Origin of the sequence: Bacteroides sp. 2_2_4 (genome assembly GCF_000157055.1) — a bacterium.
Taxonomy (GTDB): Bacteria; Bacteroidota; Bacteroidia; order Bacteroidales; family Bacteroidaceae; genus Bacteroides; species Bacteroides ovatus.
On sequence record NZ_EQ973361.1, the window covers coordinates 343,709 to 369,558 of the forward strand.

14 protein-coding genes and 2 pseudogenes are annotated in these 25,850 nt (G+C 45.2%); 9 read left to right on the forward strand and 7 right to left on the reverse strand.

What is annotated here, in order from left to right; all coding sequences use genetic code 11:
• Positions 1–183 precede the first annotated feature (183 nt).
• The 8 genes from BSCG_RS11360 to BSCG_RS11325 all read left to right on the forward strand — a co-directional run bounded on the left by BSCG_RS11360 (position 184) and on the right by BSCG_RS11325 (position 13,550).
• On the forward strand, positions 184–750 hold the full coding sequence (locus BSCG_RS11360; RefSeq protein WP_004297676.1) for an RNA polymerase sigma factor: 567 nt from the start codon (positions 184–186) through the stop codon (positions 748–750).
• A 97-nt stretch (positions 751–847) separates the two neighbouring features.
• Positions 848–1,843: a FecR family protein gene (locus BSCG_RS11355; protein ID WP_008776325.1), complete on the forward strand. Its 996-nt coding sequence runs from the start codon at positions 848–850 to the stop codon at positions 1,841–1,843.
• 226 nt (positions 1,844–2,069) lie between these two features.
• Positions 2,070–5,312 (forward strand): TonB-dependent receptor, encoded by a 3,243-nt coding sequence (locus BSCG_RS11350; protein WP_032849568.1) that lies wholly within the window; start codon positions 2,070–2,072, stop codon positions 5,310–5,312.
• 11 nt (positions 5,313–5,323) lie between these two features.
• Complete coding sequence (locus BSCG_RS11345; RefSeq protein ID WP_008776327.1) at positions 5,324–6,799, forward strand: RagB/SusD family nutrient uptake outer membrane protein; 1,476 nt, start codon at positions 5,324–5,326, stop codon at positions 6,797–6,799.
• Between the two features lie 33 nt (positions 6,800–6,832).
• Positions 6,833–8,215, forward strand: a complete 1,383-nt coding sequence (locus BSCG_RS11340) for a DUF5016 domain-containing protein (RefSeq protein WP_008776328.1) — start codon at positions 6,833–6,835, stop codon at positions 8,213–8,215.
• A 38-nt stretch (positions 8,216–8,253) separates the two neighbouring features.
• Positions 8,254–10,764, forward strand: a complete 2,511-nt coding sequence (locus BSCG_RS11335; protein WP_032849569.1) for a family 20 glycosylhydrolase — start codon at positions 8,254–8,256, stop codon at positions 10,762–10,764.
• A 20-nt stretch (positions 10,765–10,784) separates the two neighbouring features.
• The gene (locus tag BSCG_RS11330; protein ID WP_004296726.1) at positions 10,785–12,413 is read left to right on the forward strand and encodes a beta-N-acetylhexosaminidase; all 1,629 of its coding nucleotides are present in this window, start codon (positions 10,785–10,787) and stop codon (positions 12,411–12,413) included.
• Between the two features lie 21 nt (positions 12,414–12,434).
• Positions 12,435–13,550, forward strand: coding sequence for an acyltransferase family protein (locus BSCG_RS11325; protein ID WP_004310095.1), 1,116 nt, complete (start codon positions 12,435–12,437; stop codon positions 13,548–13,550).
• Between the two features lie 126 nt (positions 13,551–13,676).
• Here BSCG_RS11325 and BSCG_RS11320 read toward each other — a convergent pair whose 3' ends face one another.
• The 3 genes from BSCG_RS11320 to BSCG_RS11310 all read right to left on the reverse strand — a co-directional run bounded on the left by BSCG_RS11320 (position 13,677) and on the right by BSCG_RS11310 (position 17,803).
• Positions 13,677–15,290, reverse strand: a complete 1,614-nt coding sequence (locus tag BSCG_RS11320) for a hypothetical protein (RefSeq protein WP_008776330.1) — start codon at positions 15,288–15,290, stop codon at positions 13,677–13,679.
• A gap of 79 nt (positions 15,291–15,369) precedes the next feature.
• On the reverse strand, positions 15,370–16,404 hold the full coding sequence (locus BSCG_RS11315) for an HlyD family secretion protein (RefSeq protein ID WP_004321762.1): 1,035 nt from the start codon (positions 16,402–16,404) through the stop codon (positions 15,370–15,372).
• Between the two features lie 79 nt (positions 16,405–16,483).
• On the reverse strand, positions 16,484–17,803 hold the full coding sequence (locus BSCG_RS11310; RefSeq protein WP_008776331.1) for a TolC family protein: 1,320 nt from the start codon (positions 17,801–17,803) through the stop codon (positions 16,484–16,486).
• Positions 17,804–18,269: 466 nt separating this feature from the next.
• Here BSCG_RS11310 and BSCG_RS11305 point away from each other — a divergent pair.
• Positions 18,270–18,713: pseudogene (locus BSCG_RS11305) on the forward strand (Bcr/CflA family drug resistance efflux transporter); the annotation flags it as partial.
• Between the two features lie 121 nt (positions 18,714–18,834).
• Here BSCG_RS11305 and BSCG_RS11300 read toward each other — a convergent pair.
• From BSCG_RS11300 to BSCG_RS11285, 4 genes and pseudogenes are all read right to left on the reverse strand, one after another.
• Positions 18,835–20,271 carry a calcineurin-like phosphoesterase C-terminal domain-containing protein gene (locus tag BSCG_RS11300; protein WP_004296734.1) on the reverse strand — a complete coding sequence of 479 codons (1,437 nt, stop codon included), beginning with the start codon at positions 20,269–20,271 and terminating at the stop codon, positions 18,835–18,837.
• 3 nt (positions 20,272–20,274) lie between these two features.
• On the reverse strand, positions 20,275–20,832 hold the full coding sequence (locus tag BSCG_RS11295) for a hypothetical protein (RefSeq protein WP_008998758.1): 558 nt from the start codon (positions 20,830–20,832) through the stop codon (positions 20,275–20,277).
• Between the two features lie 69 nt (positions 20,833–20,901).
• Positions 20,902–22,382: pseudogene (locus BSCG_RS11290) on the reverse strand (SusD/RagB family nutrient-binding outer membrane lipoprotein).
• 10 nt (positions 22,383–22,392) lie between these two features.
• Positions 22,393–25,650 (reverse strand): SusC/RagA family TonB-linked outer membrane protein, encoded by a 3,258-nt coding sequence (locus BSCG_RS11285; protein ID WP_032849570.1) that lies wholly within the window; start codon positions 25,648–25,650, stop codon positions 22,393–22,395.
• Positions 25,651–25,850: the final 200 nt, after the last annotated feature.

The following is a 25,850-nucleotide window of genomic DNA, read 5'->3' on the forward strand; positions in this document are numbered from 1 at the left end:
TCTATTAATTTTATAGCAAAATGGCTGAATTTATGATATGATATGTCAAGGATGTGTTTTTGTATTCTATTCCCTTTTAAATGCTATGATATTGATTTATTGAAATTTTAACAAGTGCTTTGGTTGTCGGCTTTAGTTATTTCGCTATTTTTGAATCGATATATGATTTAACCTTATTTTATAATGATTACCACCCAGCAACTTCAATTATTGAAAGAAGGAAATAAAAATGCTTTTGAGGCATTGTATCGTGGATACAATGCTCGCATTTATAATTTTGTCCTTTCTATGGTGAGCAATGCCGGGGTGGCGAAAGATATCACACAAGATATTTTTCTCCATATCTGGGAGAAGCGGCTTAATATCGATCTGGAAGGGAATTTTGACGGCTATCTTTTTAAAATATCCCAAAACATGGTATATCATTATGTAAGACGCGAACTCCTGCTTCAAAATTATGTAGACAGGCTTGCGAATGAGTCATCTGACGAATCCGTAGAGATAGATGAAGAACTGGATTATTTGTTTTTGGAAGAATATATCCTGAAACTTTTAGAAGAACTGCCTCCAGCGCGCCGGGAAGTTTTTATGCTTTATTGGAAATCAGGGTTGAACTATCGTGAGATAGCCGACCAGTTGAATATCTCGGAAAAGACTGTTGCCACACAGGTACACCGTTCTTTGGATTTCTTGCGTGACAAACTGGGAATAATTGCCTTTTCAGTCTCTCTCTTCTTACATGATATCTAATATAGAAGTTTTAATAAAAGTTAATATCTGAACTATTTCGATTTCTCTGTAGTCCTTTTCTGTCTCTCAAGACTAGTATAAATAGAACAGGAAAATTATGGAGCAACACGATTACATAGTACTATTGGAAAAATTCTTCAAAAAGGAGGCCTCTTCTGAAGAAAGAAGGATACTTATTGAATGGATTCGTAAACCCGGAATTCGTAATGAGTTTAATCTGCTTTGCGAGCAAATGTGGAAAGAAGCAGCCGTCGAAATCGATAAGACAGTGGAAGAAGAAATGTGGAACCATCTGCAGAGGAATCTGGATGAGCCCAAGATACTATCTCCGAAGAAACGGCGCTGGCAACCTATTATATATAAGGTGGCAGCCACTATCTTATTACCGGTTTGTTTGGGACTGGCCACTTACTTTGGGGTAGAACACATGAATAAGGTGTCACAGGACCCTTTCATGGTGGCTGTCGATTATGGACAGAAAGCGAATCTGACTTTGCCCGATGGAACGAAAGTCTGGTTAAATTCGGCTACTCATCTTTCTTATGATGCGGAGTACAACAAATCCGACCGGAAAATCTATTTGGACGGAGAAGCCTATTTCGAAGTGGCGAAAAACAAAGATAAACGTTTTATCGTCTGCTGCAATGATCTGGAGATAGAAGCGTTGGGAACCACCTTTGATGTGAAAGGCTATTGTGACGATCATTCTGTCACAACACTGCTGGCAGAAGGAAGCGTCAAGGTTTCTAATAAAACGGACGTAACCTTGTTGAAACCCGGGGAGAAGGTAGAATACCATAAGAACAAGCAGACATTTACTAAATCGCCCATCTCGGATATGCGTGAAATCGACTTTTGGCGGAACAATATGTTGATTTTTAATTCATCCTCTTTAGCGGAGATCGCGACTACGCTGGAGCGGATGTACGGAGTGAAAGTCGTGTTTGACTCCGAGAAACTGAAGAACGTGCCATTTTCCGGAACCATCCGGAACAGCAGCTTGCATAATGTATTTTACATTATAAGCCTTACTTATCCTTTAACCTATGAGTTAGAAGGAGATACGGTGAGAATAGGAAGTAGTATTAACTAAAAAGGACGATTTATGGAAGACACCTCATAATAAAATAAAGAGGGTAGAATTATGTAGCAGCATAATTCTACCCCGAAATCAAATACGGTTTATACATGATAGTAAAAAAGAAATTTTCCTTATGCGGATAAGGGAAAGGGAATCCTTTTTGCTTCACGATTTTACAAAGATAATAAAAAGTCTAATTTTCAGACTTATATTTTAAAGAATTTAAAGCTAATTACTAATGAGAAAACAATTACATATCATATTCAGGCTTGTTATGTTCAGTTGTATCTTGTTGTTTGTGTCTCAAGAGGCAAGTGCGCAGATCACTTTCTCTGTGAAGAATCAGACGATACGCCAGACGATACGAGTGATTGAAAAGAAGGCTGATTACAGCTTTTTTTATACGGATAAGCTTCCCGGATTAGATCAAAAAATTTCATTGACAGTGAGTAATGAAAGTATTGATGCGGTTTTAGAAAAAGTTTTCAAAGGATCATCTATTAGTTATAAAATAGAATCGGGTAAGCAAGTGGTGCTTACTCTGAAAAGTGAACAGAACGCCCCCCAGAAAGGCGATAAGAAAACAATCACCGGTGTTGTGGCCGACCGGAGGGGAGAACCCTTGATTGGTGTCACAGTGAGAGTGGAGGGAGAGAATATTGGAACCGCTACCGATATAGACGGTCGTTTCTCTTTGGAAGCTCCTGTGGGGGCAAAAATCAGTTTCTCCTATATCGGTTATGTTTCCCAATCTCATACGGTCAATAAGCAGAACATATACAATGTGTCATTGAGCGAAGATTCGCAGGTACTGGAAGAGGTAGTCGTAGTGGGATACGGGTTTATGAAACGGAAAGATATTACGACTGCGGTATCTGTCGTTTCCACGGCAGATATTGAAGAACGTCCGATTATGACAGCTGCACAGGCTATTCAGGGAAAGGCAGCCGGTATTCAGGTTGTGCAGCCGTCGGGTATGCCGGGTTCCGGAGTGACAATCCGGGTGAGAGGAGCCACTTCGGTACAGGCATCCAATGAACCGTTGTATGTGGTGGACGGTTTGCCGTCGGATGACATTTCGAATATCAGTCCGAATGATATTGAAAGCATGCAAATTCTGAAAGATGCCTCATCGGCAGCTATTTACGGAGCACGTGCGGCAAACGGAGTAGTGTTGATTACGACTAAAAGAGGAAAGATCGGTGCACCACAAGTGAAAATGAGTGCTTATGTGGGTTTCTCTAAATTAGGGAAAAAAATAGATGCGTTGAATACAGAACAATATAAAGACTTGATGAAAGACTTGAAAGCAGTTTCGGATGTTGCCCCCAATATCCCCGAAAGTGAAACGCGCTATGTGGACTGGACTGATTTATTCTTCGGTACGGGTGTCAATCAGAACTATCAGTTGTCTGTGGCAAATGGAACCGAGAAACTGCAATATTTTGTTTCCGGGGGTTATTCCGACGAACAGGGTATCGTGGAGAAAGCACATTTCAATCGGTATAATTTCCGTGCAAACCTGGATAGTGAGCAGACCAAATGGCTAAAGATGGCACTCAATTTTGCATATTCGCATACAGGCGGACAATGGGTGAACGAAAGCCGTAGTTCTTTGCGTGCCGGTTCCATCTTATCCGTTGTGAATACTCCTCCGTTTATGCAGAAGCGGAATCCGTATGATCCGAACGAATATGATGAACAGGCTTACGGTGCACGTATTCTGAATCCGCTGGCTGCCAATGCCGCAGACAGTAACACGAATACAGACCATATAAATGGCTCACTCGGCTTCACGGTTGACATACTCAAAGGACTGAAGTTTAAAACCACTTTTGGCATTGAACTGACCAATGAACATTGGGACTACTATCTGGACCCGATTTCAACTTCGGACGGACGGGGTACAAAAGGGCGTGTGGAAGAGAGTTTCTCACGAAACTTCGAATGGCTTTTTGAAAATTTGCTGACCTATGATTGTTCATTCAACAAACATAACCTTTCTATTTTGGGAGGGGCTACCCAGCAGCGTGCACAATATAACGGTTCGTGGATGGCAGGTTTCGACCTGGCAGAGTCTTATCCCGATATTCATTCCATCAGTGCCGCCAATCAACTGGATAAGGATGCTTGCGGTTCTTCTGCTTCCGCATGGACGCTGGCCTCTTTTCTGGGTCGTGTAGCCTACAATTACGACAGCCGTTATTTGCTGACAGTTAACTTCCGTGCAGACGGTTCTTCTCGTTTTGCCCCGGGACATCGTTGGGGTACTTTCCCTTCTGTTTCTGCAGGTTGGAGAATTTCAGGCGAAAAGTTCATGCAACCTTTACAAGACATTGTTACCGACCTGAAATTACGTGCCGGATGGGGTATGAATGGTAACCAAGGCGGTTTTGGAAACTACGCTTACATGGCTTCCATGAGCGTCAGTAAACTGCCCGTTTCGGAGGGAAACTTATATCCGGGACTTGCCATTAAACCCGGCTCGGCAGCCAATAAAGAACTGACCTGGGAAAAAACAAGCCAATGGAATCTGGGACTTGACCTGACTATGTTTGATTCCCGCTTATCCTTCTCGGTTGATGCTTACTACAAAAAGACCACCGATTTACTATTGACAGTCAGCCTGCCGGAGAATGTGGTGCCGAGCAGTGTGACAAGAAACGACGGTGAGATGGTGAATAAAGGTATGGAGTTCACTCTCTCTTCCCAGAATTTTAAAGGTAACTTTCAGTGGAATACCGATTTCAATATATCTTTCAACCGGAATAAGCTGACGAAGCTCGGTTTGAATAAAGTCTATTATTATGCTGAAATGTACGAATCCAAGGAGAAAGCCGTCATCCTGAAAGAAGGTCTTCCGTTAGGCACATTCTTTGGTTACATATCAGAAGGCGTTGATCCGGAAACCGGAGATATTATCTATCGTGACTTGAATGGTAACGGTTTTATCGATCCGGAAGATCGCACTACTTTGGGAAATGCCCAGCCCAAGTTCATTTACGGTATGACGAATACATTTTCGTATGCCGGTTTCGACCTGTCTGTATTCTTGCAGGGAAGTCAGGGCAATAAGATTTTTAATGCATCGCGTATTGATATGGAAGGCATGACAGACTTTAGAAACCAGTCGGTTCGTGTGTTGGATCGTTGGAAACGACCGGGTATGATTACCAATGTCCCCCGCGTTGGTAATACAGAGAATAATCATAACTCCTCCCGTTTTGTAGAAGATGGATCTTATCTGCGCCTGAAAACAGTCACTTTATCCTATAATTTTCCTAAGAAATGGTTGAATAAGATACATCTGTCCAGATTGCAGGCTTACGTCACCGGACAGAATCTCTTCACACTGACAAAATACAAAGGATACGATCCTGAAGTAAATGCTTTTGGCGGAGACTCCGTTGCTCAAGGGGTGGACTATGGTACTTATCCTCAATCGAGGGCGGTAATTTTTGGTTTGAATGTTGAATTTTAATAGCTGCAAAAATGAAAAACATAATAAATTTAGTGTATGTCGTACTCTGTACATTAGTCGTTTCATGCAGTAGTTTCCTAGATGAGAAACCGCAATCGGATTTTATGCAGGAAGGTACCGGAACGGAAGATCAGGAGTCTAAATATGGAAGTCTGGCAGATGCACAGGCCGAGTTGCAGGGTGTGTATGAGAGTTTTAAAGCAGATATATTCCAGTCGGAAAATTATACTATTGGAGATGTGCAGTCCGATAATTGTTATATCGGCGGAGATGGTGTGGCCGAACAGGAGTTTGATTTGTTGAAACTGACCTCTACCAATTATAAAGTAGAACTGGTCTGGTCACAGTATTATTCGATGGCGGGCACTGCAACCAGTGTAATTGAAAATACGAAGATGATGGATCCTACTTCTACCGTAGCAGAAGAACGTAATCGTGTTATTGCAGAAGCCAAGTTCTTGCGGGCATGGGCGTATTTTGATATTGTCCGTTTATGGGGTGATGCCCCGATGGTGCTGGATTTGATTCCGACCATTACAGCCGAAAACCTCGATAAATGGTATCCGGTGATGTATCCGGAACGTTCTGCCACAGATAAAATATATGACCAGATCCTGGACGACCTGAATGAAGAAAATACCATTCGTTACCTGGTAAGCAAGAATAAAGGAATTTTCCAGGCAACTAAGGGAGCAGCCTATGCCTTACGTGCCAAAGTGTTAGCAACGAGAGGGGAGAAATCAACACGCGACTATACCAAAGTGGTTGAGGCTTGTGACAAAGTAATAGCAGAAGGCTATACGCTGGTCAGCAATTTTGACGAGTTGTGGCAACCCGACAAGAAATTTTCTTCAGAAAGCATCTTCGAAGTCTATTACACCTCCGATGCACCCAACTGGGCTTACTGGGTATTGCTGAAAGAAGATGACGGATCAGTAACCTGGCGACGTTATTGTACACCTACTCATGATCTGGTTGCTAAATTTGACAAAGAGAAAGATACCCGTTATGCATCCAGTATTCTTTGGAAATCAGTGCCTTATGATACCTATTGGCCGGCAGACAGTTACCCGTTGTCTTATAAGATTCGCGAGAAGACTTCCAATATCATTTTGATGCGGTTGGCAGATATACTGCTGTTGAAAGCCGAAGCACTGGTAGAGTTGGACCGCACCCCGGAAGCCATCCGGATTGTAAATAGTATTAGAGAACGTGCCGGTTTTGCTCCTTCTTCTTTAGATGAAAATATGGGGCAGGCCAGAGGACGCCTGGCGGTAGAGAACGAACGCCAATTAGAGTTGTATATGGAAGGTCAACGCTGGTTCGACCTGGTACGCAATAATCGTTTGCTGGAAGTGATGCAGAAGCATAAAGACAAAGACGGCAGATTGCTGTTTGCAGGTTTGCAGGCTTTTCGGCAGTTGTGGCCGATTCCTCAAGGAGAGAAAGATAAGAACACCAATCTGACTCAAAATGAAGGCTATTAATGAAAAGAGGAACGTAAAACTTTAAAAGAAAAAATGATGAAACACAATAATCTGTTTTTATGGCTGCTGGGGCTGACTGTTTGTTGGCTGGCTTCATGCAGCGAAGAAGATGGCCGGGTGACGTATCCATATTCGTGTCCCGAAATATCGGAACTGCAATTCTCAACTACCGATCAGACACCTGCTGCCGATTCTCTTTATTTTTCTGTGAAGATTCACGATCCGCAGACTCCTTTGTCTACGCTGGAAGTGAAATTGATGACAGGTGAAACTTTGGTCAGTTCGCAGTCGATCCGTACGAAAGGCACTGATGTTTCGATTGTTGAAAAAGGGATTTATATCCCGTTTGAAGCCGGACTTGAAGAGAATCAGGAAGCGAAGGTGATTCTGACAGCCATTAATGTGGAAGGTAGTGAAGTCACTCAAACATTTGATTTCCATATCACCCGTCCGCAGATTCCCGAAGTGCTTTATCTTCACTATAACGGTGAGGTGGTAGAAATGACCCGGAGTGAGGACAATCCTTACCTGTACCTTACGGAAGTTTCCGATTCGGAAGAGGGTTATCCGATGGAGCTATCCGGAAAGATCTCAACCACAGCATCATTGGATGATGCAAAACTGATTTGGGGAGCTGCCGAAGCAAGCAATACGGCAGTTCTTATTGAAGCGTCGGGCCCTAGCTTTGCTTTTGATTACCGGGATTGGTTTGTCGAACAAATCACTTTCAATGTGATGACTTTTGAACTGGGAGTAGTCGGCTACCAAAAGAACCTGAAAATTAAAGAAACCGAGTTGATAGCCAGTGAGGGATTTTTCCGTGCACAGATTAGCTTTACGCAGGGGGAAGAGTTCGAAATGAGTGGATTTGAAGATGTGGAACACGCTTACAATCGCGACTTCTTTAGCTATAATCCGGATAATGGCAAGTTTACCTTCTTGCGCAAATCAGGAACCTGGGAGATCTATTATTCTTCTAAGTATAATTATATCTGGGTGGCACGGATGGGTGATACGGCTCCCACTTGCTTCTGGCTGGTAGGACACGGATTTACATGCGCACCCGTCTGGAATGAAGCATATAATAGTGGAGGCTGGAATTTGGAAGACATATCACAGTTAGGATATATTGTGCCAATCGGTGAACAGAAATACCAGACCACCGTGTATTTGAGTAACACTCATGAATGGGAATCCTTCGAAATTGAAATTTACAGCGATTTGCAATGGAATAAAGATAAAGGCATGCTACTGCAAGAGGGTTCATTGTCCGGCGATACGGATGGAATTGAACTATCTGGTTCCAATGGAATAACGAGTGGCGACGGTTTCGTTCCCGGCTATTATCGTCTGACTTTCGACGCCTCGCAGGGAGTAGGCAAAGAAACTTTGCACATCGAACGATTGAGTGATTAATACCTAAAAGAATGATATATAGAAAAACAGGAAAGCCTATGAGAAATATGCTATATATAATATGGGGAAGTCTGTGCCTCCTGCTGGTCATTTCCGGTTGTAAATCGACTGACGGGGCGAAAGCCCCCGTGTCATTGACTTGGAAGATGGGAGCTGTGGAAGTACAGCCCGGTTACTATGAGAATTCATTTGTCCTGAAGAACATCTCAGATGTTCCTTTAGAAAAGGATTGGATCATCTATTATTCGCAGCTGCCTCGTGAGATTCTGCAGGAAGAGTCTGCTCCGGTCAAAGTGGAAGTGGTGAATGCGAACTTCTTCCGGATGTATCCGGCAGAAAATTTTCAACCACTGGCTCCGGGAGATTCGTTGACCGTCAAATTCTGTTGTACCAACGGATTGAAAAAAATGTCACATGCTCCCGAAGGCACTTACTGGGTGAGTCAGTCAGGCAGTAAGCAAGGTATTCCCTTGCCTGTCGGACTGACCATACAGCCGCTGAAAGGAATGGAGACAGAAGACTGGTATCCCGCACCTGATAAGATATATGCTTCGAATTTGGCGTTGGAGACTACAGCCCAGTTGCAGCAAACTGATATTTTTCCGTCAGTGAAAGAAGCGGTGCCGGCTACCGGCAAAGAGGGTTTTGCTATAGAAAATAAAGTAAAATTGACTTTCCATCCCGATTTTGCCAACGAAGCTGAATTACTGAAAGAAAAGCTGGCAACCATCCATGGCCTGGAAGTTGTATCCGAAGCACCGGTAACAGTTCATCTGGATTATTTGCCGGAACGGGAAACAGCAGTGAACGGCGAATATTATCGGATTGATACGGGAAACGGGCTGATAAATATTTCAGCTTCCACTTCACATGGCATTTTCAATGGGACGCAAACCTTGCTCTCCCTGTTGAAAGGTCAGGAAAAGCCGTTCCGTTTGGGAGCTCTCTCCATCCGCGATTATCCCGATTTGCCGTATCGCGGGCAAATGCTCGATATTGCCAGGAACTTTACGACTGTTGAACATCTGAAAAAGCTGGTAGATGTAATATCTTCTTATAAACTGAACGTACTGCATTTCCATTTTTCGGATGATGAAGGCTGGCGTCTGGAGATTCCCGGCTTGGAAGAATTGACCTCGGTTGGCGCACGCCGGGGACATACCACGGATGAACTGGAATGTTTATATCCGGGCTACGATGGCAACTATGATCCGTCTGCAGCTACCTCCGGCAACGGATATTACACCCGTGAAGAATTTATCGATTTATTGCGTTATGCAGCTCAAAGACATGTGCGTGTGATTCCGGAGATTGAGTCTCCGGGACATGCCCGTGCGGCAATCGTGTCCATGAAAGCGCGCTATCATAAGTATGTGAATACTGCCCCTGAAAAGGCCAACGAATATTTATTAAGTGACGCACAGGACACTTCCCGTTATGTTTCCGCGCAGTCTTATACGGATAATGTCATGAATGTAGCATTGCCTTCTACATACCGGTTTATGGAAAAAGTGATTCGTGAGTTGATAGCCATGTATGAGGAAGCGGAGGTACCTTTGACTACGATTCATTTAGGTGGCGATGAAGTTCCCGAAGGAGTCTGGATGGGTTCTCCTGTCTGCCGGACGTTTATGGATGAAAACGGGATGACAAGTGCCTACGAACTGTCTGAATACTATATTACGAAGATGGCAGACTATCTGCAACAACATCATTTGCAATTCAGCGGCTGGCAGGAAGTAGCGTTGGGGCATCCGGAAACAACCGATCGGCATTTGAACCAACTTGCAGCAGGAGTGTATTGCTGGAATACGGTTCCTGAATGGGAAGCGGATGAAATACCTTACCAGATAGCTAACAAAGGATATCCGGTGATTCTCTGCAACGTGAACAATTTCTATCTGGATTTGGCCTATGACGCTCATCCCTACGAAAGAGGTCTCTCGTGGGCGGGATATGTCGACGAGTCCAAAGGTTTCTCCATGCTTCCATATAGCATTTATCGTTCTTCGCGTACCGATATGGCAGGCAATCCGGTCGATCCGGACATCGCAGGAAAGGGAAAAACGACTTTGACCGCTTCCGGAAAGGAACATATCCAGGGAGTGCAGGCACAATTATTTGCTGAAACCATCCGTGATTTTGAATGGGTGGAATATTACACCTTCCCCAAAATCCTCGGATTGGTGGAACGCGGTTGGAACGCTTTTCCCGCCTGGAGCACTTTAACAGGAGAGAAAGAACGTCAGGCTTTCAATAAAGAACTGGGCCTGTTCTACTCCAAAGTGAGTGAGAAAGAAATGCCTCACTGGGCGTCCCGAAGTATCAATTTCCGTTTACCTCATCCCGGACTTTGCATCAAAGAAGGGCAACTCCATGCCAGTACCCCTATCCGGGGAGGTGAAATACGCTATACGACCGATGGCACGGAACCGACCCTTCGTTCGGAACTTTGGAAAGCTCCCGTAGCCTGTGATGCTTCCGTTGTGAAAGCGAAACTGTTTTATTTAAATAAAGAGAGTGTAACAAGCACTCTCAAAGTAGATTAATCCACAAAAGTAGATAAGTTATGAACTATGATAAGATAAAAAGAACCGGAATATTATTCTTGTTGGGAATAGGTGCGATCACATCGTTGTCGTGCAATGATAATGATAACGCGAACTACCCGGAGCGAGTGCCCACCCGCCTGTCGGTGATGCCTTTGCCGGAAAGAGTCGATTATAAAGAATCGGTTGTCTCTCTTCCGCAGAATGTGACTGTCAGCCAGAACATTCCGGCTTCCACGTCGCAACTGTTGAAATCCACCCTGGAAGAGAAACTTTCTCTTTCCGTCAGTGATGCCTCCAACGATCGTGCCTTTATCCGTGTGAAACAGGAATCGGATTTGGCAAAAGAGGCTTACCGGCTCACCGTTACCAAAGAGGGAGCCTGCGTTTATTATTCAACGGAAACCGGACTTCTCTGGGGAATCCAGACATTGAGACAAGCGCTCGAACAAGCAAATTTCTTCACTTCCGGAAGTGCTAAATATCTTCCGATGGTCGATATAAAAGATGCTCCCAAATATGATTGGCGCGGATTTCATATCGATGTAGTCCGCCACATGTTTACGGTTGATTATCTGAAAAAGGTGATAGACTGTTTGTCTTTCTACAAGATAAACAAGCTTCACTTGCATCTGACGGACGATCAGGGTTGGCGCATTGAAGTGAAAAAATATCCGTTGCTGACGCAGGAAGGCAGCTGGCGCGACTTTGACGAATATGACAAGAGATGCGTAGAACTTTCCCAACAGGATTATAACTATGAGATAGATCCCCGTTTCGTGAGAAACGGTTCTCAATATGGCGGTCATTATACGCAGGAAGAGATGAAAGGTTTGGTAAGTTATGCGTTGGAAAGAGGGATCGATATTGTACCCGAAATTGACATGCCAGGTCATTTCTCGGCGGCTATCAAAGTCTATCCCGAGTTGTCGTGCACGGGAGAAGCCGGATGGGGAGAAGAATTCTCTTATCCTATCTGTCCCTCGCGCCCGGAGAACTATCAGTTCGTGCAGTCCATCATTGATGAGATGGTCGAGATTTTCCCTTCGGAATATTTCCATATCGGAGCAGATGAAGTGGAGAAAGATAACTGGGAACAGTGTGAAGTTTGTCAGCGATTGATGCAGCAGGAAGGTTATCAGAAAGTGGATGAACTGCAAAACCGTTTTGTGAAGATTATGACGAACTATGTGAAGGGTAAAGGCAAGAAAGTGATGGGATGGGACGATGCTTTTCTTGAAAAAGAGCCACAGGATTTGATTTATACTTATTGGCGTGACTGGCTGCCCGATCAGCCGGGAAAGATTACCCAGAAAGGTTATCCGATTATATTCATGGAATGGTCCCGTTTCTATTTGAGTGCAACGCCTTCAGACGAAGGATTAAGCTCTTTGTATAACTTCGAGTTCGAACCCCAGTTTCCCGGCATCGTGAAGCAAAATGTGTTAGGCTTCCAGGCTTGTGTATGGACGGAGATGATTCCTAATGAACGGAAGTTTGGCCAGCACGTGTTTCCCTCTCTTCAAGCATTTTCGGAGTTGGCGTGGGGAAGTAGCCGTAACTGGATTGATTTTACCAATCGCCTGAAATGGCATGTTAAATGGTTGAATGCGAATGGATTCTATTTCACCAAACCGGGATTTCTTTAATCCTGGTACACTAAGAACAATATGAAATCAGAACGTTTACTTTCATTAGATATACTCCGGGGAATCACCATTGTCGGAATGATTTTGGTGAACAACCCCGGAACATGGGAATCCATTTACGCACCCTTGCGACATGCCGAATGGAACGGACTGACTCCGACTGATTTGGTCTTCCCGTTCTTCATGTTTATAATGGGCGTTTCCATGAGTTTTGCCTTATCCCGGTTCGATCATCATTTCAGTCGCGGTTTTATCATCAAACTGGTACGGCGCACGTTGATCTTGTTTTTGTTGGGACTTTTTCTTTCCTGGTTCTCGTTGGTGTGCACAGGAGTAGAACAACCTTTCTCGCACATACGTATTCTGGGAGTGTTGCAGCGGTTGGCATTGGCTTATTTCTTTGGTTCCTTGCTGATTGTGGGTGTCCGGCGTCCGGCAAATCTGGCATGGATCTCCGGGATCATTCTGGCAGGTTATTCCACCTTGCTGGCTTTGGGACACGGATTTGAACTTTCCGAACAGAATATTATTGCCGTTACAGATCGCACACTATTCGGAGAAGCCCATTTGTATCGGGAGTGGTTGCCGGATGGCGGGCGTATCTTTTTCGACCCGGAAGGCCTGTTGAGTACCTTGCCGTGCATTGCGCAAGTGATTATCGGTTATTTCTGCGGAAATATTTTGCGGGAGAAGACTGAAATCCATCACCGGCTGTTGCAGATCTCCATACTGGGTATTGCTCTTTTGTTTGCAGGATGGTTGTTGAGTTACGGCTGTCCGTTGAATAAGAAAGTATGGAGTCCGACTTTTGTGCTGGTGACTTGTGGTTTTGCTTCCTTGTTGCTTGTGTTTCTCACCTGGCTGATTGATATTCGTAAAAAGCAGAAATGGGGATATCCTTTCCATGTTTTTGGTACGAATCCATTGTTTATTTATATAGTGGCCGGTGTGTTAGCTACTTTGCTGGAGGTAATTACAGTTGGGGAGAGTAGCTTGCAGGAGAAGATTTACACTTCTATTTGGAGCGTTCTTCCCGATGCTCATCTGGCCTCTCTGATTTACGCCCTTCTGTTTATCGGATTCAATTATCTGATTGTATGGGGGCTGTACAAAAAGCAACTATTTATAAAGATATAGAAGGTAAGTGACTAGTTAGAAAAAGGTAGAGTTTATGCCGGATAGCTACGGCAGTTTGTTTTCGTAGCCGGGTGGCATAAACTCTATTGATTATCAGTTCAATAAATATACAGGTAAACAGTCTTCCTATTTTTCTTTCTCCGACGGCATGTGTGTTGTCCGCCAGAACGTATTTTTCACCTCCCTTGCCACCTCTTTCCAGCTTGGCATACTTTTTAATGAGCGTCGAACCGGGAAATCGTAGAGCAATAACAATAGGAAGAGGAAAATGCAGGCATAAGCCACCCAGCCGTAAATCTGCTTGATGCTTATCTCCATCATCTGACTGATAAACTCTTCCATATAGTGACCCAGATTGAACGGACTACTGCTGAAAGCTACATGATCGATGGCTGAACCGTAACGGGCCAGATTGTCGGGAACATAATACGCCAATCCCTGTGCATAGACTGCGGCTCCCACTACGCCGCCTACTACCATGTGCAGCATATTGAACACACTTAATCCCTGGAAGAAATGCTGGAAAGTCATGATTTCCTCCAGACACACCATAAAAGTAGCACTCAATACGGCATAAGCGAAGCCCCGACATACGGTCGGCAGGTAAAGCTGTGAAATATGGATGTCGGTGGATAAAGTCAGGTAGAAACCGATCAGGTAACCGATCAACCCGATAAAGCCGACAATGACCAGGCGTACATAATTATACTGCTTGACGTGCATCCACCAATACGAAAACACACAACCGCATACGATACCGACAATGGCAAGCCAATCGAGTTGGGAACTGACCAGTTCTTCATATTTCATTACTTCCTCGTAAAAGACTTCCTCCAGCACGTGCTCCGTGGCGAGGAACGCTTCCACTAAAGTGACTAATCCCAATAAAGGCAAAAAATGGCGGTACGTCCACATCTTTGGTTCGAGAAATGGGTGTCGAACGGTCATCATGCGCCAAATACAAATTCCTAAAGTGATGAAAATCACGATGGTAAGTTGGCGGATGACCGGGCTGTTCCACCAGTCGTACCAGTCTCCGTAGTTGAAGAGGAAGGCGATTTCCGCTAATAAGGCAGCCCATAGTATCCCGCCCAGCCAGTCGATACCAAACAGAGGAAATTTGCGCATGAACCGGAAATGCTTCACACAAGTGAACTGTATCAATAAGACAATCAGCATCAGACCGGCAACGAACAGGTTCATGTATGTCCAGTGATAATGATACATCAAACGGGTCGTAATCAGGTCGGATAGCTGGATGCTTCCCAAAATAACAATATGAAGCCAGGGAAAGAAAACGGTGAAATCCCGTTTAGGAGTCATCCACAGCTGAATGTTTGACATACACTCGAAAGTTCCCTGTATTTTGCACATACCTTCGATGAAGCAGACCAACCACAATAGAGGGAGAAAGGTGATATGCGGTGCTATCAGGTTGCAGAGTAATACTCCCAGTGCGGCCGATGTAAGCAGGGTTTTATTGGTAAAACGAAACTTCATGCGGAACAGTAACGGAAAGTAGATCGCCATACCGGCCAGGTTGGCATACATGCACATTAAAATATCCTCCCGCATCAGTGACATGCTGCCGATCATCTGATTCAATGCACCCAAATAGACACCTCCCGAAAGTTGGAAGGTGACGGCTATGAAAAGATAAATCCACGGTTGCATTTTCCGCGGCACGAAGCTGCGGAACATCGGCAAAACAAAAGGACCGTTCAGAACAGGAGCACTCATAAGAATTAAAGATTAGAAATTAAAAATTAAAGCAATTGATAATTAAAACAATGATTAAAACGATAAAGGGTTAAAGCGGTTAATATTTCACTTCACATTCCACGTTAAAACCGGCACGCATGCGTTTTAAATCTTCCGGTTTGTTTCCTTTCAGACTGATACGTACGGGAATACGTTGCTCCACTTTCACGAAGTTTCCGGTGGCGTTGTCTTGCGGAATCATTGAGAAGGCGGCTCCTGTTGCATCGGAGATGGATTCTACTACTCCTTTGAATGTGACGTTCGGCACGGCGTCTGCGGTTATTTCCACTTCTGCACCTTCCTTGATATTCGGAAGCTGGGTTTCGCGGTAATTGGCGATTACCCACAAATCACTGCTGTCTACGATATCAACCATAGTCTGTCCCGGTTGCACCAGTTGCCCTTCCAGGATTTCTTTCTTTCCTGTCGTGCCGTCACACGGAGCAATGATGACTGTATAAGAGAGATTCAGACGGGCAAGTTCCAACGCAGCTTCTGCCAGGCGGACACCTGCTTCATTCTGTCCCAGGCGATGAGTCTGCTCACTTTTCACTAAAGAAGTAGACATTTTAGCCCGTGACACCTGTTCATAACGGGCTTTGGCAGCTTCGTATGCTGTATGTACGTTGTCATATTGCTGTTTCGTCACTGCGTCTTCCTGCAACAGTTTCTCAAAACGGTTCAGTTCACGTTTGGCATTTTCCATCTGTACACGTACTTCTTCAATACTTGCGTCGCTCACACTTAAATTGTTTTGCGTAGTGGCGATACCGATGGTAGTGGCCTGGCGTCCTGCGGTGGCATTCGCCAAATCCGCTTCTGCCTGTGCCACACGGAGACGGAATTCCGCATCTTCGATGATAAGAAGCGTGTCGCCTTTGCGCACTTGCTGATACTCGTCAAAGTAGATTTTCTTGATGAATCCCGGTACACGGGTATTGATCGGCGTGATATGTTGTTTCACCTGCGCATTATCCGTATATTCGATATTTCCCAAGTGGATAAACCGGGAACAAACATAAGTGACACCACCGATAAGTAAACAGATAATTACAATGTTGTATATTATCTTCTGGGTTTTTCTAGCTATCATAATCTGTTCTATTTTAAGAGAGATGAGAATTTGGTTCTATTATAAGTTGGATTCTTTTTGATAAGTCATTACTTCTCTGCTAGAGAGTGTGTGTGATATATTTCATTTTATAATAACTGTATATCAAGTTAATACGTGCATTGACCAGACCGAGGTCGGCACTTAGTTTCATATTGCTGGCATCGAGCATATCGGTGAGCAGAGCAAGGTCGTTTTTATAACGGTTGCTGGTTACGTTATAGTTCTGGTCGGCAAGTTCCACGCTTTTCTCCTGTGTACGCAGGTCTGTGAAAGAGGTGAGAAAGTTGACGTAGTTCGCCTGTACACCGTTTTCTATTTGTTCCTGTGCCAGTGAATATTCCTCCTGTGCTCTGCGGACGTTCAGTTTTGCCTGGCGCACTTTCTTGTTGTTTTTAAATAAAGAAGAAAGATTGTATTTGATACCGACCCCCACATACCAGTAATTGAAGTTATTGTCGAGCACCGGGACTTCGATGGTGATAGGACCATCTAAATGTTCACCGGCCACAAGTGCAATTTTCGGAAGCAGTTCCGAGCGTTCCAATTTCACTTTCTGCTCGTTCATTTTCATAGCCAGCTGGGCTTGTTGCAGTCCGACATTGCTTTGACTGGCCATCATTTGCCAGTCGTTTTCGGCTAATGCTGTCACTTCCTCGTTCAGCAAGGTAGAATCGGGAACGATTTCTGTTCCGGCAGGCAGATGTAAGGTAGTCACCAGTTGATGATTCATTATTTTGCGGGCATCCTGCACCTTTGCCAGTTGCAGTTTCAGCGTCTCTTTCTGTAGCTCATAGCGGGTGATGTCATTTTTTAAGGCCGTTCCCTGTGTGCGGCGTGATTCCATGTTGCGGATCACCTGTTCCGTCAAATCCAGATTCTTCTGTAACACTTGCAGCTGGTTATTCAACTTGTATAAATCCAGGTAATAGCCGGTCAGGAGAAAGCGGATTTCCTGACGGTTCTTCTGCCAGTCCAATGCAGCCATTTGCTGACCGAGTTCAGCCAGAGTAATACTGCTGTTGATGGCTCCTCCGGCGTAAATCACTTGTTGCGCTTCCAACGCAAAGTTATTGTCGAAGTGTGGCATAGGGATATTCTGCCCGTTTTTGAAGTCACGGTCCCATATATATCCGTCGCCCAGGTAACTAAATGAGAGTGAGGCACCTATGTCCGGCAAACGTTGTGACTTGGCAGCCTTCAAAGCTTCATCGGCTGCTTCCTTTCCGGTTTTATACGTTTGAATACTCTGACTGTTCTCGTCTGCCAGACGGAACATTTCGTCAATGCCCAACACTCTCCTGTCAAGCGTCTGGGCAAACAGTCCCTGACTGCATAGCACGGCACATAGCGGCACTATGAGCCATCTTTTTTTGCTCATAAAGTGAAAAGAAATTTAATTAATAGTAGAATTTTGAATTTTCTTCACCACGGAATAATACAGAGTAACACAGAGTTTTTTTCTTTTGAAATATGTCAGTTGACACAAATTAATGAAGATTATTTGAACGCTGTGTTCTCTGGCATTCTCTGTAGTGAATTCTCTGTAGTGAAAATAGGAGGGTTATCAAATCTGCGCTGCTACACCCCAACCGTGAAAGTCATGCATTTTGTTCTTGTAACGAATGGCGATTTGATAATATCTTAGTTTCATCTTGATACCTATTTTTCTATTTTTGGTTTGCAAAATTATGAAAAAAAACAAGTAAGTTGTAACCCTATATAGGCTCAAATATAATGTTTTTTAACGAATGGCAGCTAGCATATCAAATAGGAGAAAGAATAGAAAGAAGCACAACCACTCCTGAAGTAAAGATGCGATATAATATGTACCGTAAGGTGAAGCTTGCTTCGCGGTGAATGCGGTAGCTATCGGGGTGGCAGCAGCTATCTCCGTGAAATTCCGCCAACCTGAAACTGGGACGCTGACCGGATGCATCGGTATGTTGTGCCTGTCCGTCTGTGTGATGATTGCCTTGTATAACGGATGCGGCTTCTGGACCTATGAACTGCTGATGTTCGCATTACTTTTCACAATGGGACTGACCTTTACTTCCTCCACCACCTTGGCGATGGATAGCGAACGCCGTTACGCCGGAGCAGCTTCCGCCCTGCTGGGAGCACTCTGTTTTGCTTCCGGAGGTATTGTTTCTCCGTTGGTCGGCTTGGGAAATATCCTTGTATCTACCGGAGTTACATTTGTGGTCTGCGCCATCTGTTCCCTGCTTTGTGCACTATGGGCGATGAGGAAAGTACCGATGAAAGTAGCAATGTGCCGGATTTTCCGTTAAAGTGAGATTGTTTCAAAAATAAAAGTCATGAGGAAGTTAAAGCTTAAACTCCCTCATGACTTTTATAATTTACTACCAGCATAATTATAATTACTACCAGTATAAACAGACTGAAATAAAACTACAGTTTTATCTCTTCCGTGAATATCTCCCCGAAACGATTCTTAACCACCACCTTGACAGATTTTGCATCTTTAGAAGGCTGTGCACGGAAAAGATGACGTGTGCGATAACCCGTTTTCTTTCCCTTTACCATATTGATATAATCCTGATCCTCATCGTCAAAAGCCTGCATAGCACCTTTCAACACTCCATCCTCGTACCAGTTTACCGTATACGTCCAGTCCCAATCCCAGATATTGGCTACCACATAGTCTTTCTGGCTTTCAAACTCTCCCGGTTGGTAAAGCCGAAACTGATAGTCCGGCGAACACCCTGTTGCCTTGTAACGCCATTTCACATCATCACCTTTCACTTGTACCACCAGATAACCGTTTGGTGCTCCGCAACGATTCACGTGTCCTGCCCACCATGCGCCGCAGGCCGCTCCGATATTATGTTCGTAAATGGTAGGGGCGGGCAACTGATTTTCATAAAAGTGCGTGTGTCCGGAGAAAATATGTACTTGGTAAGGCCTCAACAGTTGGAAAAGCGCATTGGCGTTGCGCGCATTTCCCCCCGCAGCTACCGTGTTATTAGCTACTGGAGCGTGAACGTTCAGGAACACGATATTTCCTTTAGGCACATAACTTAAATCTTTTCTCAACCAGTCCAAATCTTCCGGCGTGAAGCGTTCCGTGTATTTCTTGTTGCCGTCGTAATCAATATCCTTCATTGCTATCACATGCACTTTACCGATATTGAATGAATAGTTGGCCGGGCCGAATGACTGATAATAATTCTGTTCCCCATAACCATCCGCCGGATGATCCGTCTGCGTTATAGATTTGTAGAGCAGGTTGAAGTCGTGGTTTCCCATCAGTTGGAACATCGTCATTCCCAAGTTGGACACCGCTTGCCGGTAAGGAGCGTACAGGTTCATGGCATCCCACACCAGATCCCCCAGTCCCATGCCGACGATTTCGAAGTTCTTTAGTGAGTCGGCAGTCTGTTTCAGGTCGGGCACTGTTTCCGTGCGGAAGCGGTCCAGTTGCTTTTCGTTTCTCACTTGCGGGTCGGAAAGGACGATGTAGACAAATTCATCCACCGGTTTCTGCCGTTTAGTCAATACGAAGTCATATTGGTTCTCGCTTTTCCCGGCATCCAGATATTGATAGAAACCATCGGCTACCCCCTCTTTGGAAGGAAGCTCATACGCTGCCGGAGTAGAGATGTAAACCATTGGATAACGTGTCGGATCAGTGTTCAGAACATAATTTCCTTCTGCATCAGTCGTATTGAAATGTGCCCCGTCTGTCACCACTACACCGCTGATGGGTTTACCTGTATTATCTTTCACACTACCTTTCACCACCGTCTGACCAAAGGCGGCAATAGCGTTCAGCTGGAAAAGCAAAACCGCTGCAAACAGCGTTTTTCTAAAATTGATCTTTTTCATTGCTTATAACTTTCTTAAAGTAACCTGATTGAATAATGCGATAATTTCTTCCGGTTCATCTGCCGACTTGAGAGCCTCCTCAAAAGACTTGCTGTTATCATCGAAACACATCACATTGGCGCAATCCAGAATATGACCCATGTTGAATGTAGCAACTTCCCGGCTCACCTCTTCTTTCTTCAATGCCTTCTTATAATATTTATTCACCTTATTAACCGCCTTGTAAATAGAAGGCTTCAAAATTTCGACCGAAGAATCCGTAAATCCGATTGTTACATCATACTCATGCGTATAATTCTGGATGAAAGTATTCCATTTTCCGGTAATGTCACTCCCCAGATAATGTTCCGCTTCAAACACTGGTTTGGTAGTCGGGATTTCTCCATACACGTCGAATATAAACACCGCTTTCGGCTTTTTGCCTACGGGAGTAGCTTCTTTTTCGTTTTTGGAAATATGGTTTTTTCCGGAGATATTCTCGTTCATGGCGAGCTCTCCTTTTTGCGCCGTTGCTGCCATCGTTATAACTAACACAACAGCCATACTGATTATTCTTTTCATATTCATTGAATTTTAAAGATTGATTGAAATGATAATTATTGCCGCAATCTTGGTGACCGACACATTCATTTATTGCTGCCACATCAGTCGGATATGGAAGTCATCGCCTCCCATGTTCGCTTTAGCCGCCTGATAATTCTTCAGATTAGTACGCTGCAGAGCAGATGGATATTTAAAGCGTTTCGGCATTTTGTTATTAGCATTTGCGATGCCGGGCCCCACAGGTAACACAGGAAAACCGGTACGGTTATATTCAAACCACTGCTGATAATCGCAGAAGAACAGTGCGACAAACTTCTGGTTCATGATTCGTTCCAGCGTATCATCATAAGCAGCTTCCGGATTTTCAAAATAATGGTCAGGCATTTTCTGTCCCCACTGTTCGATAGCCGCCTGCACTCCCTTCTGATAAGCCTCTTTGGCAGCGCTACTTCCTCCGTCGATCACTCCTTTTTTCAGTAATTCCGCTTTGATTTGAATTCCACTTCGGCATAAGGCATCATGGCAAGTTTCATAGGTGCCTTCGCCATTTCCTGATTCAGTCCCGAAGCAGTGATTGAAGGCAACGTCTGATAACCGCTGGGCAAACCCACATAATCTTTAGTCTGGTCGGGGAGAGTGACCTGTGTTGCATACACCTGCAGACGGGGATCGTTCCAACCTTTCAGCAGATTAACAAAGAACTCTGAAATCTGAACATAAGAAGTGAAATCCTGTGGACGGGTGAGCGGAGCTTCCTCCGGATAAGTTCCGCTGATGGCAAGCAGGGCAGCATCATCGTTCGATTCGAATACCGGATAAGTGGCGGGATCGGTCAGCATGGTACGCAGCTCCTGTTTCGCGTTGAATTCCGGCACGTCGATCACCCGGAGCAGTGCACGCAGACGGAGCGAGTTGCAGAACTTCTTCCATTTCAAAATACCGGTTGCATCCCCTTTGGACGTCTTGTACAACATTTCGCCCGATTGGTTGTAGATCAACCCGTTAGCTTTGTCGAACAACTCGTTAGCTGTTTTCAGATTGTCGATAATCTGTTGGTACACCTGCTGCTGGGTGTCGAACTTCGGTGCAAGTATTCCCTCGTCGGCGGAGCAGGCTTCGCTCATCGGAATATCACCGAAGGCATCCGTCAGAATCTGGTATAACCAACATTGCAAAGTCAGCGATATAGCATCGTAGTTGGGTTGTTTGGAGGCTTCCGGCAATTTTCCGGTGAGGCGCATCATCTCTTTGGCGTTGTTGATCCATTTATAATAAGTAGTCCATGTGCCGTCTCCTTCGCTGTCCGTCATATACCACCATCCCACACCGTTGGTGCTGCTGGTAGATACGGCGCATTGCATCAGGTCGTAGGTATAGCTGTTGTAGCGTTTCCAGTTGTAGACCGATGTTTCGTATAAAATCGGGTTGAGCAGCGTGCCGGGATTCACCTCATCCATGCGGGTGGGGTCTGTATTGAGTTCGTCGAAGCTGGTGCAGGAAGTCGTGTAGAGAGCTCCGCACAAAGTCATTCCCCATACTATATTTTTGAAAAGTTTATTGGTTTTCATAAGTCAGTGTTTAAAAAGATACGTTAATATTCAGTCCGAAAGTACGTGCCGTAGGCAGTGAGCCCGTCTCCACACCGGTCACCATCGAACTTCCGTTGAGGGCGGCAGATTCGGGGTCGAACAGAGGATAGTCAGTGATACAGAACAGGTTGCGTGCGTAGAGTGCCACCGATGCTTTGCTGAACGGTGTTTTCTTCAGTGTGCTGTTCGGCAACTTGTACTCCAGTCTCATTTCGCGCAACTTGAGGAATGAAGTGTCGAACGTGTTAGTTTCCACATTGGCCATCCGGTAATATTCCTTATAATAACTTTCCACGGTCACCACTTTGGTGTTTGGCGAGTAAGTTCCGTCATCGTTCTTCACTGTTCCCGGAGCAATCATGTACATCCCGTCTTGTGGTGAAAGTCCGGCGGCAGCGATGCGCGGGTCGTCTTTCGACATATAAAATTCCGTTCCCGGCAGACGTCCGTTCAGGGTATGTTGCAGTTTTCCCTGTTCCGTCATTTTGTGGTGCGAGTGCGAGTACATTTTACCTCCCACCTGTCCGTCGAGCAGGACGCTAAGCGTGAAGTTCTTGTAAGAAAATTCATTGTACAGTCCGGCTTTCCATTTCGGATAGGCCGTGCCGACGTATTCGATCTCTCCCGAACGTTCGGGCAATCCGTTGTCGTTGATGACCACATTTCCTTCCGGGTCGCGTACCAGTTTATATCCCCAGAGATCGCCCGTAGTTCCACCCACACGTCCGATGATAGACACACTACCGATACTGCTGATTAACTGGTTCTCATCCGCCCCTTCCGCCAGTGAGAGAATCCGGTTCTCGTTCTTAGACCAGGTGAAAGTAGCATTCCATCGGAAATCCCTGCTGACTACCGGAGTAACGTCCAACTGGATTTCGTAACCGCGGTTGCGGACGCATCCCGAATTGATGGTAGCTTTGCTGTAACCTGTGGTCGGGTCCATCGGAGCATCCAGAATCTGGTTTTTGGTGCGGTTATAATAGAATGTGAAATCGAGTCCGATGCGGTTGTGAAACATACGGAAGTCGAATCCCGTTTCGTAATTGGTCGAAATCTCCGGTTTGAAATCCTGATTATAGAGCGTAGAAGATACGATGACCGATCCGGGGAAATCGCTCGTGCCATAATAGGGCGATGTCTTGTAAGGGTCTGTGTCATTGCCCACCTGTGCCAGCGAACCTCTCACTTTCAACAGACTGATCTGTTCCGGCAACGTGAACCACTCGTTCATCACTGCACTGACGCTGACCGACGGATAGAAGAAAGAACGGTTACTTTTCGGCAGGGTAGACGACCAGTCATTGCGCCCGGTGACATCGAGAAACAGTTTATCCTTATACGAGAAATTGGCCGTGAAATAAAGACTGTTCAGCGCTTTCTTTTTGATAACCGTCTGCACGTTCGGGTTGGAAACACCGTTTGCCAGTTTGTATACTCCCGGCGTAATCAATCCTACCACCGAGGCAGCCAACATATCGTAGCTTTGTTGCATCATGTTTCCACCTGCCGAAGCGTTGACACGCAATCCGTTGGCGAATGAATCATGGTAAGTAAATAAAGCATCGCTGTTTAATTCATAATCGAACACATTCTGTTTCTTGAAAAACCCGTTTCCGAAAACCACGTCACTGATAGGACGATGCTGTTCGCGTTGGTCGGCTGACAACTGGATACCGGACCGGATCATGAAATCGAATTTACTGTTGATGCGCAGATTGGCAGAAATGGATGATACATTACTGTGTTTCTCCGAAGGATTTTCAGATTCGTATAGAATGACATACGGGTTTCCGATAAAGGAACTGTACGGTTGGAGCTGTTTCACATTTTCCTGTCCGGTACGCCACATCGGACGCAACCAGTCGAGGTTGACATTCGGATTCTGGAAGATAAGGAAGTAGGAGATAGAGTTACTGTTATATCCCAGTGCAGGCGTGTTGTTGAGCTTGCGGTACGTATAACTCGACTTGAAATTAATGCGCAGTGCCCTCGAAATCTGCTGTTGGGCGGAAACCATGGCGGTGATACGCTGGAAACCTGTATTGGGGAGAATCCATTCGTTCTTAGTGTGGGTGATGGACGCCCGTACGCTGCCCCGGTCGGATTTTCCGGTCAAGGCTACCGAGTTGGTCAGGGTGTATCCTGTCTGGAACAAATCTTTGCGGTTGTTTTTGTACGCTACCCAAGGGGTGGCAACAGAAGCGCGTCCCTGCGTTACGGGGTCATATTGGTAGAACAACCTGTTGGCGTCGAAACGTGCTCCGTAGGCGCTACTGGTTCCGCTAGTGCTTGCGTAACTGCCGTCTTCCGCTTTCCCGTAAGAGTAATAGGGCTGGCCTTCGTAGATAGAACCTGCCGGACCGATATTGCTCGGCAATCCCTGTCCGAATTCATACTGGTAATCGGGCCATCTCATCACATCGTCAATACTGAAGTTACCGCTGTAAGACACACCGATACCTTTGGGTGCACCCGCTCCCGATTTGGTAGTCACCATAATCACGCCATTGGCTGCACGCGTACCGTACAAGGCTGTCGCACTGGCCCCTTTTAATACTTGGATGCTTTCGATATCATCCGGATTGATGTCGGAGAATCCGTTACCATAGTCCACGGAAAGTTCGCTGTTTGAACCTGCACCGTAGGCAACACCCGGATTGGTCATCGGACTACTCATCGGTACACCGTCCACTACCACCAATGCGTCGTTTCCGTTCTGGTTCAGCGAGACGTCCCCCCGCAGCGAGATACGGCTCGAATTAAGCGGACCACCGGAAGAGATAACACTCAATCCGGCTACCTTGCCGTTCAGTGCCGTCGACCAGTTGGTGGGCAGGGCACTCGTAATCATATCCCCTTTCACGGTTTCCGTGGCATATCCCAATCCTTTTTCTTCACGTTTGATCCCCAGGGCAGTCACCACCACATCATTCAGTTGTTGCGACTCTTCCGCCAGTTTTACGTTCATCGTATTGCCTGCATAGTTCTTCTGTAGCGTTTTATATCCCACATAACTGAATACAAGCAAATCCTTTTGAGTCAATGTTTTCTTAGTCTTCAGGGAGTAGTTTCCGTCGATGTCGGTCACCGTGCCGTCTGTCGAGTTTTTCACAGCTACGGTAGCCCCGATTAACGGTTCCCCGCCTTCACTTGTGATTTTTCCTTTCACTGTTGTCTGTGCGTATGCAGAGCCACAGCACAAGAGCCCAATCGACAGAGAAAGCAGCCATTTGTTTCTTTTCATAATCTTTTACCTTGCTTCTTTTAATTTATTAAATGAAATAAAGTTATTCACACCCGTGTTTTTGTTTCACGGTGCAAAGGAATGCAAGGCAGATTAAGATAGTATTACAGATCTGTTAACAATCTGTGTTGTGCGATAAATACAAATTAATAAAATAAATGGAGGCACGGATTACACGGTTTTAGTTAATAAAAGAACCG